Origin of the sequence: Roseburia inulinivorans DSM 16841 (assembly GCF_000174195.1) — a bacterium.
Classification (GTDB): domain Bacteria; phylum Bacillota; class Clostridia; order Lachnospirales; family Lachnospiraceae; genus Roseburia; species Roseburia inulinivorans.
The window spans coordinates 13,466-27,497 of record NZ_ACFY01000110.1 but is presented as its reverse complement, the minus strand read 5'-3'; the positions used below and the strand labels follow the sequence as shown (position 1 = coordinate 27,497).

Annotated in this window: 15 protein-coding genes; 14 read left to right on the top strand and 1 reads right to left on the bottom strand. The window is 44.1% G+C overall.

Annotated features, from left to right (window positions below; genetic code table 11):
- Window positions 1-7 precede the first annotated feature (7 nt).
- The 14 genes from ROSEINA2194_RS12595 (at window position 8) to ROSEINA2194_RS19815 (ending at window position 13,050) form a co-directional block, all read left to right on the top strand.
- Window positions 8-1,123 carry a CPBP family intramembrane glutamic endopeptidase gene (locus ROSEINA2194_RS12595; protein ID WP_044927945.1) on the top strand — a complete coding sequence of 372 codons (1,116 nt, stop codon included), beginning with the start codon at window positions 8-10 and terminating at the stop codon, window positions 1,121-1,123.
- 122 nt (window positions 1,124-1,245) lie between these two features.
- Window positions 1,246-2,967, top strand: coding sequence for a phospho-sugar mutase (locus ROSEINA2194_RS12590; RefSeq protein WP_044927942.1), 1,722 nt, complete (start codon window positions 1,246-1,248; stop codon window positions 2,965-2,967).
- Between the two features lie 112 nt (window positions 2,968-3,079).
- Window positions 3,080-4,693 (top strand): GH1 family beta-glucosidase, encoded by a 1,614-nt coding sequence (locus ROSEINA2194_RS12585; protein WP_007887638.1) that lies wholly within the window; start codon window positions 3,080-3,082, stop codon window positions 4,691-4,693.
- On the top strand, window positions 4,636-5,382 hold the full coding sequence (manA, locus tag ROSEINA2194_RS22125; RefSeq protein ID WP_252832627.1) for a mannose-6-phosphate isomerase, class I: 747 nt from the start codon (window positions 4,636-4,638) through the stop codon (window positions 5,380-5,382). The genes ROSEINA2194_RS12585 and manA overlap by 58 nt, the downstream gene beginning before the upstream one ends.
- A 166-nt stretch (window positions 5,383-5,548) precedes the next feature.
- Window positions 5,549-6,826: a glycoside hydrolase family 3 protein gene (locus tag ROSEINA2194_RS12580; RefSeq protein ID WP_007887633.1), complete on the top strand. Its 1,278-nt coding sequence runs from the start codon at window positions 5,549-5,551 to the stop codon at window positions 6,824-6,826.
- Between the two features lie 94 nt (window positions 6,827-6,920).
- The gene (locus tag ROSEINA2194_RS12575; protein WP_007887632.1) at window positions 6,921-7,124 is read left to right on the top strand and encodes a cold-shock protein; all 204 of its coding nucleotides are present in this window, start codon (window positions 6,921-6,923) and stop codon (window positions 7,122-7,124) included.
- A 294-nt stretch (window positions 7,125-7,418) separates the two neighbouring features.
- Window positions 7,419-7,547 (top strand): hypothetical protein, encoded by a 129-nt coding sequence (locus ROSEINA2194_RS22540; RefSeq protein WP_265336034.1) that lies wholly within the window; start codon window positions 7,419-7,421, stop codon window positions 7,545-7,547.
- 113 nt (window positions 7,548-7,660) lie between these two features.
- On the top strand, window positions 7,661-8,425 hold the full coding sequence (locus ROSEINA2194_RS12565; protein ID WP_081453915.1) for a polyphosphate polymerase domain-containing protein: 765 nt from the start codon (window positions 7,661-7,663) through the stop codon (window positions 8,423-8,425).
- A gap of 21 nt (window positions 8,426-8,446) precedes the next feature.
- A complete protein-coding gene (locus ROSEINA2194_RS12560) occupies window positions 8,447-9,142 on the top strand; it encodes a DUF4956 domain-containing protein (protein WP_007887629.1) in 696 nt (231 codons plus the stop codon).
- Window positions 9,132-11,048 (top strand): carbohydrate-binding domain-containing protein, encoded by a 1,917-nt coding sequence (locus ROSEINA2194_RS12555; protein WP_007887628.1) that lies wholly within the window; start codon window positions 9,132-9,134, stop codon window positions 11,046-11,048. Before ROSEINA2194_RS12560 ends, ROSEINA2194_RS12555 begins: the two co-directional genes overlap by 11 nt.
- 60 nt (window positions 11,049-11,108) lie before the next feature.
- Window positions 11,109-11,795 (top strand): response regulator transcription factor, encoded by a 687-nt coding sequence (locus ROSEINA2194_RS12550; protein WP_044927955.1) that lies wholly within the window; start codon window positions 11,109-11,111, stop codon window positions 11,793-11,795.
- Entirely contained in the window at window positions 11,788-11,994 is a 207-nt protein-coding gene (locus ROSEINA2194_RS19825; RefSeq protein ID WP_007887623.1) for a hypothetical protein, read from the top strand. Before ROSEINA2194_RS12550 ends, ROSEINA2194_RS19825 begins: the two co-directional genes overlap by 8 nt.
- Window positions 11,972-12,748 carry a sensor histidine kinase gene (locus ROSEINA2194_RS19820; RefSeq protein ID WP_007887622.1) on the top strand — a complete coding sequence of 259 codons (777 nt, stop codon included), beginning with the start codon at window positions 11,972-11,974 and terminating at the stop codon, window positions 12,746-12,748. Before ROSEINA2194_RS19825 ends, ROSEINA2194_RS19820 begins: the two co-directional genes overlap by 23 nt.
- Before the next feature lie 23 nt (window positions 12,749-12,771).
- Window positions 12,772-13,050, top strand: a complete 279-nt coding sequence (locus ROSEINA2194_RS19815; RefSeq protein WP_172727120.1) for an ATP-binding protein — start codon at window positions 12,772-12,774, stop codon at window positions 13,048-13,050.
- A gap of 336 nt (window positions 13,051-13,386) precedes the next feature.
- Here the strand turns inward: ROSEINA2194_RS19815 and ROSEINA2194_RS12540 are convergent, their stop codons facing one another.
- Entirely contained in the window at window positions 13,387-13,890 is a 504-nt protein-coding gene (locus ROSEINA2194_RS12540; RefSeq protein WP_007887618.1) for a DUF5721 family protein, read from the bottom strand.
- Window positions 13,891-14,032: the final 142 nt, after the last annotated feature.

Sequence of the window (14,032 nt, the reverse complement as noted above, 5' to 3'; positions counted from 1 at the left end):
GAAGAACATGAAAAAGAAACTTATGAGAATGCCGAAGGTGGTTACGATACTCGTTGCGGTACTGATTGTAGCGATTTTTCTTGGAAGTATGGATGTGGCAGCGTTTTTTCTTGCAGATACAGTTTCGCTTCCGGGTTATGGAAGCAGTATGATCGCAGAGTTTATGGCAGGAGTGGTTGCATTTCTGCTTTTGTGCCTGTTTGGTTATCTTGGAGTGCTGGGAGAAAAAGGAAAGGGATTTATCCATGGCCTTTATATCGGCGGATTCCTGACAGGATACTGTTGTCTGGAACTGGCGGCACAGCTTTATGTACAGATGATGACACCGGATGCAAAAGTCGTATCTGCATTGGAAATCCTGTTTTTTGCTGCAACCATGTTTCTGATCGGATGGACGGAGGAACTTATTTTCCGCGGTGTGATCCTGAATCTGTTTCTGGAACGTTTTTCCAAAACGAAAAGAGGGATTCTCTGGGCGGTCATTCTCAGTGGTGTATTGTTCGGGGCGGTACATTTGACAAATATTTCACAGGGAGTGACGGTGACAAGTGCGATGATTCAGGCAATCAACGGAGCGTTTTTGGGTGTGATCTTTGGCGCAGTTTATGCCCGGTCAGAAAATATCTGGCTTGTAATGACTTTTCATGCACTGGTCGATTTCGCAAGTTTGATGGGCAGCGGAATTTTTGGAGCTGGAACAACTGTGGAACAGATCAACCAGATGTCTGCCGCTAATTTGATTGCCGTTCCTGTTTTGCTGATTCCGTGTATTGTGCTGCTTCGCCCGAAAAAACTTCTGGAGATGGAGAAGGAGGCAAATCATATCGTGGTGTTTGAAACATTCGAGGAGGCAGACCGGAATGCTGCTTTGTCGCTTGCACTTGGAATGATATCCATTCTGACAGGATTTATGGGATATGGTCTTGGCATTGGAATCGCTGGACTGATCGGTGGCAGACTTTCGAGAAAGGTGCAGCCGGAGAAAAACGGAATGGCACTGGCGGGTATGATTTTATCCGGAATCGGTATGGCGGTATCGATCATTGGAATGATCGTGCTGTGTTTTGTCTATTCAAATCTGAATGGTCTCTCTGCCGTTATGATGACGAATGGTGTGAAATGATTTTAAGGCAAATAAGCTAAAACAAGTTTACATTTACTAAAAATAAGGTTATTATTTCAATAACCTTTTGAGAGAATGGTAAAATCTTTCAAAAATAGCAGGAAGAAGATAGGAGAATTGCGATGAGTTACATGGAAACCTACAGAGAATGGTGTACAAACCCATATTTTTCAGAGGAAACAAGAGCAGAATTAGAAGAAATCAGGGATAATGAGGCAGAGATCGAGGACCGTTTCTACCGTCAGCTTGAGTTTGGAACCGGGGGACTCCGCGGAGTGATCGGGGCAGGAACGAACCGTATGAACATTTACACTGTAAGACAGGCGACTCAGGGGCTTGCAAACTATATCATTTCTCAGAACGGACAGGAAAAAGGAGTTGCCATCGCACACGATTCCAGAATCATGTCACCGGAATTTGCCGAGGAGGCAGCGCTCTGCCTGAATGCAAACGGAATCAGGGCTTATGTATTTGACAGCCTTCGCCCGACACCGGAGCTTTCATTTGCAGTCCGTGAACTTGGCTGTGTTTCAGGAATTGTGATCACAGCAAGCCATAACCCAAGAGAATATAATGGATACAAAGTTTACTGGGAGGATGGTGCACAGATCACACCGCCTCATGATAAAAATATCCTTGCAGAAGTTGCAAAAGTAACTTCTTTTACACAGGTTAAGACCATGACAAAAGAGGATGCCGTGAAAGCCGGACTTTTTGTGACAATCGGAAAAGAAATCGATGACCGTTATATGGAAGAACTGAAAAAACAGTCCATTCATCCAGAGATCATCAAAGAGATGGCAAAGGACATCAAGATTGTATACACACCGCTACATGGAACCGGAAATCTCCCGGTGCGCCGTGTGTTAAAAGAACTTGGATTTGAAAATGTCTATGTTGTAAAAGAGCAGGAACTTCCGGACGGAAATTTCCCGACCGTAGCATATCCAAACCCGGAATCTCCAAAGGCATTTGAGCTTGCCTTAAAACTTGCAAAAGAAGTGGATGCAGACATCGTACTTGCGACAGATCCGGACGCAGACCGTCTTGGCGTATACTGCAAAGATACTAAGACCGGAGAGTATGTGACTTTCACCGGAAATATGTCCGGAATGCTCATCGCAGAATATATTTTAAGAGAGAAAACAGCAACCGGAACGATGCCTGAGAATCCTGCGCTTGTAGAGACTATCGTTACAACGGACATGGCAAAAGCGATGGCAGCTTCCTACGGCGTGGCACTGATCGAGGTACTGACCGGATTTAAGTATATCGGAGAGCAGATCAAATGGTTTGAACAGAACCACTCCCACAACTATGTATTCGGTCTGGAGGAGAGTTATGGATGCCTTGCCGGAACATATGCAAGAGATAAAGATGCCTGCGTGGCAGTCATGATGTTGTGCGAGGTGGCTTCCTGGTGCAAAAAACATGGAAAAACATTGTGGGATGCCATGATCGACCTGTATGAGAAATACGGTTACTACAGAGAGGGACTTTCCACGATGACCTTAAAAGGAATAGACGGAGCCGCCCAGATCCAGCAGATGATGAGTGATATGCGGAACAATCCAAAGAAAACACTCGGTGGATTTGAAGTGCTTGCAGTCCGCGATTACAAAGAGGATACAAGAAAAGATTTAAAGACCGGGGAAGTGACAAAAACAGGACTTCCGGCTTCCAATGTTTTATATTATGAACTTTCTGACAATGCATGGTGCTGTGTGCGCCCGTCCGGAACAGAGCCTAAGATCAAATTCTACTATGGAGTCAAAGGCACCTCTTTGCAGGATGCAGAGGAAAAACTGGAAGCATTAAAAAGGATCTTGTGGAAGAATAGATAAATGAATATTTGCAGAAGTTGTGATTGCCTCTGAGAAGAAGTAAATATATAATTTAGATTTAATATTTATACCAAATAAAAAACAAGAATCAGAGACAGAGAAGGAGAATCACATGTTTGATGACAAATTTGTCTGGGGCGTGGCAAGCAGCGCATATCAGGTAGAGGGAACTGACCCGGATGACGGAAGAGGAAAGACGGTCTGGGACACTTTTACGGAGCAGGGACGCATTTTTCAAAATCAGAATGCGTACACAAGCTGTGATCACATGCACCATTATAAAGATGACTATGCATTAATGAAAAATCTCGGAATCAAAGCATATCGTTTTTCCTTAAACTGGGCGCGGATTCTGCCGGAGGGCACCGGGCGTGTCAATGAAAAAGCGATTGCGATGTACCGCGACATGATTCTTACAATGAAGGAAAATGGCATTACACCATATATTACCCTGTTTCATTGGGAGTTTCCACAGGCGTTGCAGGAAAAGGGCGGCTGGCTGAATGAGGAAGTGGTAGACTGGTTCGGGGAATATGCAAAAGTGGTGGCAGAGAATTTTTCGGATCTCTGCGAGTATTTTATCACGATCAATGAGCCACAGTGTGTGGTAGGACTTGGGCATTTAAGCGGTGTCCATGCACCGGGATTGAAATTGTCGATTCCGGAGACTTTTCAGATCGCGCATAATCTGTTGAAAGCGCACGGACAGGCAGTGATCAATTTAAGAAAATACGCAAAACAAAAAATCCGGATCGGCTTTGCACCGACTGGAGGAGTGGCTTATCCATACACGGACAGTGCTGAAGATATCGAAGCTGCCAGAAAAGTTTATTTTGGTTTTTACAATCCGATGGATAACTGGACCTGGAATATCTCATGGTTTTCAGACCCGGTCTTTTTAGGTCATTATCCGAAAGAGGGACTGGAAAAATTCAAAGAGTATCTGCCGGAGATCACAGAGACAGATATGCAGCTGATCCATCAGCCACTGGATTTTATGGGACAGAACATATATAATGGCTATTACGTGCGTCAGGGCGCAGACGGCGAACCGGAGTTTGTGGACCGGGAACCGGGATTTCCAAAGACGGCGTGCAACTGGCCGGTAACACCAAAAGCATTTTATTATGGAATCAAATTTTTGACGGAGCGGTATCCGCTTCCTTTGTATATCACAGAAAATGGTATGTCCTGTCATGATAATGTGAGCTTTGACGGCAGAGTACATGACAATGATCGCATCACATTTCTGGATTCCTACATCGGAGCCATGCAGAGGGCATATGATGAGGGAGCCGATATCCGGGGGTATTTCCTGTGGACATTTCTGGATAATTTTGAATGGTCCGAGGGATACAGGGAACGTTTTGGCATGATTTATGTGGATTTTATGACACAGCGGAGAATTGTAAAAGATTCTGCGTTTTGGTATCAGAATGTGATTGGGACAAATGGAGGCAATTTATCAACAAATCAGACCACGAAAGAAATTTTATTTTTAGATCCGGTATGTACACACAACATCTGGGGCGGTACGCGATTGAGAGAGGATTTTCATTATCCGGTCGAAGGTGATGATTTATGGGAGTGCTGGGGAATTTCTGCACATCCAAATGGAGACGTAACTTTAAGAGACTGTGGATTCCGTGGAATGAAGCTGTCCGAATTGTGGAAAAACATCCGGAAGTTTTCGGAAATGTGGACAGTGACCGTTTCCCACTCCTGATCAAAATTATCGATGCGAAAGATGACCTGAGCATTCAGGTACATCCAGACGATGATTATGCAAAAGTCCATGAAAATGGTTCACTTGGAAAAACAGAGTGCTGGTACATTCTCGACTGCAAGGAAAATGCAACGATCGTTATCGGACACAATGCAGGGACAAAAGAGGAATTAAGCCGGATGATCCATGAGGGAAAGTGGAGTGAATTTATCCGTGAGATCCCGATCAAAAAAGGCGATTTTCTTCAGATCGATCCGGGAACAGTTCATGCGATCAAAGGCGGAACACTCATTCTGGAAACACAGCAGAACAGTGATATTACCTACCGCGTTTATGATTATGGCTGTCTCTCCAATGGAAAGCCGAGAGAGCTACATATCGACAAGAGTATTGACGTGATCACTGTGCCTGCAAAATCGGCTGCAGACAGTGTGAAATCGGTGGCAGATCTTCCGGTCAATACGTTAAATGAACTGTATGCCTGCAAATACTTTCATATCTATAAAATAGATGTTTCAGGTAAAATGACTTTTGAGCAGAATGCACCTTTTATGAATATGACAGTTACGGATGGCAATGGAATCGTCAACGGTCAGCCGGTGAAAAAAGGAGATCATTTCATACTTCCAAATGGCTTCGGAAACGTGGAATTGCAGGGCAGCATGCAGATCATTGCCTCCACGATATAAAACAAAACCGTTATTTGCTTTCAGAGGAAGAAACTGCTATAATGTGCATAAGCAATGAGCAGTGCCAGACACGTAAGAAACAGCATCTGGCTGTTTACAGGCAGGATGCTGTTTATTGCGGGGTAGAAGCATGTAGATCAAAATTCCCCAGAGAGGAAATACACAGATGAATCAGGAAGAAAGACGAGAGAAACGAAAAAAAGATACACAGAGTGCGATCATAGTTGTGGCAGTATTTTTTGTAGTACTTGCCGTTTTGATCGGAGGAATTGTGTTTGCAGTCCATAAATTTGTAAAACCGGGAGTGAATAAACCGGAAAAGAATACCGAGAGCGTGACAACAGAAGCGACCGAGGAACCGGAGACAACTCCGGTAACTGAAGTCAGCGATCCGTTGATGGATCAGGCAATGCAGATTGCTGCCGGCATGACCTTAGAGCAGAAAGTAGCGCAGATGTTCATGATCACACCGGACGCACTGACCGGAGTGGACGGAGCAACGATGGCAGGAGATTCCACAAAGGCAGCCTACACGCAGTATCCGGTAGGTGGTCTGATTTATATGGCAAAGAACTTGACCGGAACCGACCAGACGACACAGATGCTTACCAATATGAAGAGCTACAGTCAGGAAATAGTAGGAATTCCAGTGTTCCTCGGTGTGGATGAGGAAGGTGGAACTGTAGCAAGGATTGCATCCAACAGTGCTTTTGGAGTGACAGATGTTGGAAATATGAGTGATGTAGGAGCGACCGGGGATTCCCAGAATGCATACAATGCAGGAAGTACGATCGGAACGTATCTGAATACACTTGGTTTTAATATGGATTTTGCTCCGGTTGCGGATGTGCTGACGAATCCGGATAACACCGTGATCAAAGACCGGTCATTTGGTTCAGACAGTCAGCTTGTGGCAGACATGGTTTGTGCTGAGATGCAGGGACTGAACGAACACCAGATATTAAGCGTGGTAAAACATTTTCCGGGACAGGGAGCTACCGCAGGAGATTCCCACGACGGAGCAGTTTCTACAGATAAATCGTTAGATGATCTGCTGGCAAATGAGCTTGTTCCATTCCAGCAGGCAGTGAATAGCGGAGCATCTTTTGTGATGGTAGGACATATTTCGGCACCTGCTGTTACCGGAGATGATACACCGGCTTCGCTTTCTTCTGTCATGGTGACAGATGTGCTTCGCAACCAGCTTGGGTTCCACGGTGTTGTGATCACAGATGCGATGAATATGGGCGCAATTACAGGAACATACAGCTCTGCTGACGCAGCAGTAGCAGCGATTCAGGCAGGTGTAGATATGATCTTAATGCCGGAGGATTTCCAGAGTGCTTATCAGGGTGTGATGGATGCAGTGACTGGCGGAACAATCACAGAGGATCGTATCAATGAATCTGTTGCAAGAATCATCAAAGTGAAACTTACAATGTAGCATAATAACACTTTACTTTTTGAAACTGTTATGTTATTCTGTGACTATGGTGCGATAAGTGTACCATAGAAATATTTTTTGGAGGTACTTTTCAATGAACAAAGGTACAGTAAAGTGGTTTAACAACCAAAAAGGATACGGATTCATCTCCGACGAACAGGGAAATGATGTATTCGTTCACTACTCAGGTCTTAATATGGAAGGTTTCAAATCCTTAGAAGAGGGCGCTGCAGTAGAATTTGAAGTTGTTGAAGGCGCAAAAGGACCACAGGCAACAAACGTAACAGTAGTAAGATAATTTCATTATCGCTTGTTACTACAGTCTAAATCAGTAGTTTCATGTACCTTTTTCTTTATTAAATAGAACTTGTTTTATTTTTCTAGATTAAGATATTGCAAACAATGGATTTGAAAAAGAGTGTCGGTTTTTCCGGCACTCTTTTTTGCATACATAACTAAAAAATCCATGCAAACAGTCTTGAAGAATCTTGAGGGGTTCTATATAATAAAAAAAGAGATAGATAATGCCAAATTTCCGAAATTAACCAACCGTGTGCACTATCTGAAACATGAAGAGGGAGGCGTAAACGCAGTGTGTGAAATAATGAGAAAATATTCAGAAGAAGTCGCAGAAAAAGCATATCAGCAGGGCGAGGAAGCCGGCAAAGAAATCGGTCAACGACAGGCCGCCATCGCCGAACTCCAGTCCGAATCCAGATAACAGAAAAATATAATGAAGCATGACAAAGAAACCATTTTTTAAAGGATGGTTTCTTTTTTTAAGTTCATTTAAGGTTCGCCTGATAAGATATGCGCAAAGGAAAGGAGACACTTATGGCAGATCAGATGATATTTAAAAGGTGTGAGATCAAATATATGTTGGATATCACGCAGGCGGAACTGTTAAAAAATCAAATGAAACAGTACATGACCGCAGACGAGCATGGAGTGAGTACAATATGCAGTCTCTACTTTGATACACCGGACTATCTGCTGATCCAAAGATCAATGGAACACCCGGTTTATAAAGAAAAACTGAGATTGAGAAGTTACGGCACGGCAGACAAGGACACGACCGTTTTTGTGGAACTGAAGAAGAAGTATGAGTCCGTTGTATACAAAAGAAGAATTGCAATGACGGAGGACGAGGCAGAACGTTACCTGCTTTTTCATGAAAAAGTAAAAGATACACAGATCACCAGAGAAATCGATTACTGTCTGAAAAATTATAAAAAGCTGGCTCCGGCAGTGATGCTTTCCTATAAGAGAGAAGCTTTTTATGCGAAGGACGATCACGAGTTCCGGATCACGTTTGATCAGAACATTCTCTGGAGAAATTACGACCTTTCTCTCTGTAAAGGAATTTACGGGGAAGCAATTTTAGATAAAAATAAAGTGCTTATGGAAGTGAAAACGGCGGGCGCAATACCGCTCTGGATGGTTCATTTTCTGACAGAAAACCAGATTTATAAAACGTCATTTTCCAAATATGCGACCGCCTACCGCACGATTTATGCGAGAGAGCAGAGAAGCTGTCCGCCGGAAAAATTCTTTGTGTTTACCGGAGATGAGGTTGTGCAGCAGGCAATAAAATGTTAAAAAAGAAATGGAGAAATTAATATGTTAAACAATTTATTTACAGGAATTTTTGATACAGCAGGTGCGGCGGTGATTTCCGTGCCGGATTTTTTGCTCTGTATTGTGGTGTCACTGTTGATCGGGGCATTCATCACATGGGTTTACACTTATAAAAGCCGCTATACGACGAGCTTTGCAGTGACACTCGCAATGCTCCCGGCAATCGTTTGCATTGTCATCATGATGGTAAATGGAAATGTAGGTGCCGGAGTGGCTGTGGCAGGAGCATTTTCGCTTGTACGTTTCCGTTCTGTGCCGGGAACTGCAAAAGAGATCGGAACCATTTTTCTTGCAATGGCGGCAGGACTAATCGCAGGGATGGGGTATCTTGGGTTTGCAGTACTGTTTTCACTCATTATGGGAGCCGTGATGTTTGTGTTAAATGTGACCGGATTCGGTGTAAAAAAAGCAGAAGTAAGAGAGAAAACACTTCGTATCACAATCCCGGAGGATTTAAATTACGGAGCAGTATTTGATGATCTTTTTGAAAAATATTTATCATCCTGTGAAGTAGTCGCTGTGAAAACCTCCAATATGGGAAGTCTTTACAAACTTACCTATCATGTGACGTTAAAAGATAATGCGGAAGAGAAAACATTTCTCGATGAATTGAGATGCAGAAACGGAAATCTGGAAATCAGTATGATGAGACAGGAGGCAAATGTCAATGAGTTATAGAAGAAAAAAACTGCTGGCATTGTTTTGTGCTACGGCATTATCCATGACGGCAGTGGCAGGCTGTACAGGGACAAAGAGCAGTACTGGCAATGTTGTTTCCTCGGAAACAGAAACAAATGCAGAAGAAACATCAGCACAGAGTGAAGCAGGAACTTTTTCAAATGCAGATATGTTTACTGAACGGGATCTGGCAGGAACCTATGAGGAGAGTGGGGCAGTTTATGTCACACTTTCCGATGATGGTATCACAGGGGAAACGGATGGCGTTGTAATCAAAGGACAGACGGTGACAATCACGGCAGAAGGGACTTATATTTTTTCCGGAACACTGTCGGAAGGACAGATTGTGGTGGACGCAGATAATGCGAAAGTGCAGATCGTATTTGATAATGTGGACATTACCTGTGCTTCAAGTGCAGCAGTGTATGTAAAAAGCGCAGAGAAAGTATTTGTAACGCTTGCAGAAGGATCGCAGAATACACTTCGCAATACGGATGAGTATGTTGCGATTGACGACAACAACATTGATGCCGTGATTTTTGCAAAATCAGACCTTACGTTAAACGGCACTGGAAGTCTGACGATCATATCAGCAGAAGGACATGGAATTGTATCCAAAGATGATCTGAAAATCATAGGCGGTACATACGATATCACAGCAGCAGGGCACGCATTATCGGGAAAAGACAGTGTGCGTATCGCAGATGGAACCTTTATTTTAACCGCAGAAAAAGATGGCATTCATGCGGAAAATGCAGATGATGAAGAAAAGGGCTATATTTATATTGCAGATGGTGATTTTACGATCACAAGTGATGGCGATGGCATGGACGCTTCCAATATCGTGCAGATCGAGGATGGAACACTTGACATCACAGCTGGGGGCGGCGCTGCAAACAGTCTGAAAACGCATGAGTCAGATGTGCCGGGTGGACCGGGTGGCGGAATGCCACAAAACGGCGAGAGACCGGACGGAGAAAGCATGCCACAGATGGGGGAAAAGCCGGATGGAGAAAATATGACGGAAATGGGCAAGAGACCAGATGGAACAACTCCACCGGAGAAACCATCCCAAACTGATCAGAGTGATACAGCAGATGAAACAGCTGCGCCAGATAACGCAACAGATCATCAGAGCAGCAGTGCAGAAACAACAGAAGATACCACAACTGACGAGAGCGGCACCAGCACAAAAGGAATCAAGGCAGGTGGCGGCATGTACTTAAATGGAGGCACTTACCAGATTGATTCCGCAGATGATTCCATCCACAGCAACGCAAATATTACGATCGCAGATGGAACATACACGCTTGCGACAGGCGATGATGGTGTGCATGCAGATGATGCACTGATAGTAAATGGTGGTACGATCACTGTGACAGAGAGTTATGAAGGTCTGGAAGGCCTGACGGTGACAATCAACGATGGAACGATTGATATCACTGCAAGTGATGACGGTATCAATACAGCAGGCGAGAAAATGGAATTAAATGGTGGATATATCCACATTCTGGCAGGCGGCGACGGCGTGGATTCCAACGGCGATCTGACGATCAACGGCGGTGAGATCTACATTGACGGTCCGTCTGATAACGGAAACAATGCGATCGATTACGGCGACCGGTCGTCTGCGTATGTGAACGGCGGAACGCTTGTGGCAATCGGCAGCAGCGGCATGGCAGAGGTGATGAGTGATTCTTCCAAACAGAAGGTTCTTATGATAAAATTAGGAGAACAAATGGAAGCCGGCAACGTTGTGCTGACAGACAGTGAGGGAAATGTGATCGTAAGTTACACGGCATTAAAAACCTATGACTGTGTGATCATCAGCACCGCAGAGGTGGAGAGCGGAGCAACGTACACGCTCACAACATCGGGAACGACGACAGAAGTGACCGCAGAATAAAAACAGCTGAGGGCAGGAATCGGTATCACTGTGAAATAAACGAAAGGCATGGGATTTTGTATGAGGTTATTGCTTGCAGAAGATGAAGAGGATTTGAGCCGTGCGCTTGTCATGGTGTTAAAACATAACAATTACTCGGTAGACGCTGTGTACGATGGTGCAGAAGCCTTGGACTATCTGGAAAACGGTGGCAATTATGACGGTGTGATCTTAGATATCATGATGCCCAAAATGGATGGTATCACCGTATTAAAAACAATCCGCAGACATGGAAATTCCGTTCCGGTCCTGCTGCTCACAGCAAAGGCAGAGATTGATGACCGTGTGGAGGGTTTAGACAGTGGCGCAGACGATTATCTGCCGAAACCATTTTCCATGAAAGAGCTTCTGGCGAGGATCCGGGCAATGACAAGGAGACAGACGGACACGACCGATAATGTGCTGACATTTGGCGATATTGCACTGAACCGTTCTACCTATCAGCTCACAGGACCGGAGAATCCAGAAGGTATCCGTCTTGCTGGCAAGGAATACCAGATGCTTGAAATGCTCATGTCTAATCCAGGACAGGTCATTTGCCCGGATCTTTTTATGGATAAAATCTGGGGCTACGATTCAGAAGCGGAACAAAATGTCGTATGGGTATATATTTCCTATTTGAGAAAAAAATTAACCTCCATTGGAAGTCAGGTGAAGATCAGGGCGGCCAGAGGACTTGGATATTCATTGGAGAAAGACAATGCTTAAAAAATTAAGAAGAAAATTTATTGCAATTGCAATGCTGTCTGTTTCTATCGTGCTGATCGCAATTGTCGGTACGATCAATATTGCAAACTACATCAGTACCAATCAGGCGCTGGATGCAAGACTCTCCCTGATCGCTGACAACGGAGGTACTTTCCCGGATATGACACCCGGAGATTTTGGAAAAAAAATTGGAACCTAAGTCAGATCAGCCACCGGCAATGAATGACCTGCAAAAGCATGGAATTTCGCAGGAAAGTCCGTTTGACACCCGGTATTTTACAGTGACGATCGCACCGGACGGTACAGTGGAATCTGTGGATACCGGAAAAATTGCTTCCATCTCAGCCGGGACAGCGGAGGAATACGCAGCGGAGCTGTGGAAAAAAGGAAAGAAAAAAGGCTTTTTCGCTGATTATAAATACCTTGCAACGGACAGTGACGGCTCGACGATGTATGTATTTTTAAACTGTCAGCGGGAAATCTCTACCATAAGAACATATGTTCTTGCCAGCGTGGGAACAGGAGCACTCGGACTTGTCATTGTGTTTGTCATGATATACTTTTTCTCCGGAAAAGTGTTAAAACCGGTGTCAGAAAGCTATGAGAAACAGAAACGCTTTATCACGGACGCAAGCCATGAGATCAAAACGCCGCTCACGATCATCGATGCCAACACCGAAGTCATAGAGATGATGGAGGGGGAAAACGAGTGGACGCAGAGTACGAGAAAACAGGTTGCAAGACTGACTTCCCTCACGGAAAAACTGGTGTTTCTCTCCCGCATGGACGAGGAAGGAACAAAGCTGGAAAAAGTGTCATTTTCACTTTCGGATGCAGTGCTTGATACCGCAGAGGGATTCCGCTCTGTCGCAAAAACAAAAGGAAAACAATTTGAGATCAATGTGGCAGAGCATGTGGGATATGTCGGCGATGAAAAAATATCCGGCAGATGATCTCCCTGCTTTTGGACAATGCAATGAAATATTCCTCAGAGCAGGGCATCATCCGCATCGCACTAAAAACTTCCGGAAAAAACAAAATCATCACCGTGTGGAATACCACAGACCAGATCGAAAAAGGAAAGCTGGATATGCTTTTCGAGCGTTTTTACCGTATGGACGCTTCCCACAATTCTAAGACCGGGGGCTTTGGAATCGGACTTTCCGTCGTGTATGCGATCGTGAAGGCACACAAGGGCAAAATCTCAGCCAAAAGCGAGGACGGAAAATCAATCTTATTTACCGTGGTATTGTAGTGTCTGGCTTCCCCCTCTCTCCCGGCTTTTACTTGGTTTTCATTATGGAATAGATAAAAGGGTTCCTTATAAAACTTTTGTGAGAATTGAGTGCTTTATCAGTGTTCACATTTTGACTTTAAGTTTATGTACATTCATCAATGGACAGTCCACGCAATGTGGCCGCAGACGAACACATTGTGCGGACTGTCCATTTCTGAATGAATATAAACAATCAAAAAAGTCAAAATGTGAACACTGATAAAGCCGCAATTCGAGCAAGTTTTATAAGAAACCCTTTTATCTATTCCATAATGAAAACCAAGTAAAAGCCGGGAGAGAGGGGGAAGCCAGACGCTACAATTCGTCAAATGAAATCTGATTTTTCGTCAGAAAGCGTTTGAGGAGTGTGTCCCACTCGTGCTCAAGCGTTTTGTCGGTCGAGAAGATCCGGTAGGAGATACCCGTGGTCACGGTCAGTTCTCCATTCTGGAAGCGGATATTTAAGAACACTGCGGAAATATCATTTTCCGTGAAAGAGCTTCCGGTCTGGGAGAGAGTGCGTTTGAGATTTTCCGGCGATAAAAGGAGGGAAAACTTGAAATAAGAAGGAGTTTTCTTTCCTTTGATCAGGTTGAAACAGGAACTGCGCAAAAGACCATACGGAACAAAGGAAAGCCCGGTGAGATTCTGTTCTTCGAGTTCTTCTAAGGTGTAGAAGTCTTTTTGCAGCGTGCCGTCGATATGGCAGGATACATTCGTTGTGATGACAGCCTCCTGAATGAGAAAGTGGTCAAACACATCCTGGCACAGTAATTTATTCATAAAGTCTTTGACTTCGGCAATTTTTAAAGCGATCATAAAATCCTCCCAAAAGAAAATGGTATCAACATAAATTTATCATTGGTTTGTTTTCTTGTAAATAACTGAAATGACAAATTAGAGAAAATATGCTAGAATACAGAGGATTTGCGAATGCAAAATACAGAATGATTATACAGAT

Bases quoted from the DNA above. Each gene is read 5' to 3' on its own strand.
- ROSEINA2194_RS12595 (WP_044927945.1), top strand. From the start codon at position 8: ATGAAAAAGAAACTTATGAGAATGCCGAAGGTGGTTACGATACTCGTT.
- ROSEINA2194_RS12590 (WP_044927942.1), top strand. From the start codon at position 1,246: ATGAGTTACATGGAAACCTACAGAGAATGGTGTACAAACCCATATTTT.
- ROSEINA2194_RS12585 (WP_007887638.1), top strand. From the start codon at position 3,080: ATGTTTGATGACAAATTTGTCTGGGGCGTGGCAAGCAGCGCATATCAG.
- ROSEINA2194_RS12580 (WP_007887633.1), top strand. From the start codon at position 5,549: ATGAATCAGGAAGAAAGACGAGAGAAACGAAAAAAAGATACACAGAGT.
- ROSEINA2194_RS12575 (WP_007887632.1), top strand. From the start codon at position 6,921: ATGAACAAAGGTACAGTAAAGTGGTTTAACAACCAAAAAGGATACGGA.
- ROSEINA2194_RS12565 (WP_081453915.1), top strand. From the start codon at position 7,661: ATGGCAGATCAGATGATATTTAAAAGGTGTGAGATCAAATATATGTTG.
- ROSEINA2194_RS12560 (WP_007887629.1), top strand. From the start codon at position 8,447: ATGTTAAACAATTTATTTACAGGAATTTTTGATACAGCAGGTGCGGCG.
- ROSEINA2194_RS12555 (WP_007887628.1), top strand. From the start codon at position 9,132: ATGAGTTATAGAAGAAAAAAACTGCTGGCATTGTTTTGTGCTACGGCA.
- ROSEINA2194_RS12550 (WP_044927955.1), top strand. From the start codon at position 11,109: ATGAGGTTATTGCTTGCAGAAGATGAAGAGGATTTGAGCCGTGCGCTT.
- ROSEINA2194_RS19825 (WP_007887623.1), top strand. From the start codon at position 11,788: ATGCTTAAAAAATTAAGAAGAAAATTTATTGCAATTGCAATGCTGTCT.
- ROSEINA2194_RS19815 (WP_172727120.1), top strand. From the start codon at position 12,772: ATGAAATATTCCTCAGAGCAGGGCATCATCCGCATCGCACTAAAAACT.
- ROSEINA2194_RS12540 (WP_007887618.1), bottom strand. From the start codon at position 13,890: ATGATCGCTTTAAAAATTGCCGAAGTCAAAGACTTTATGAATAAATTA.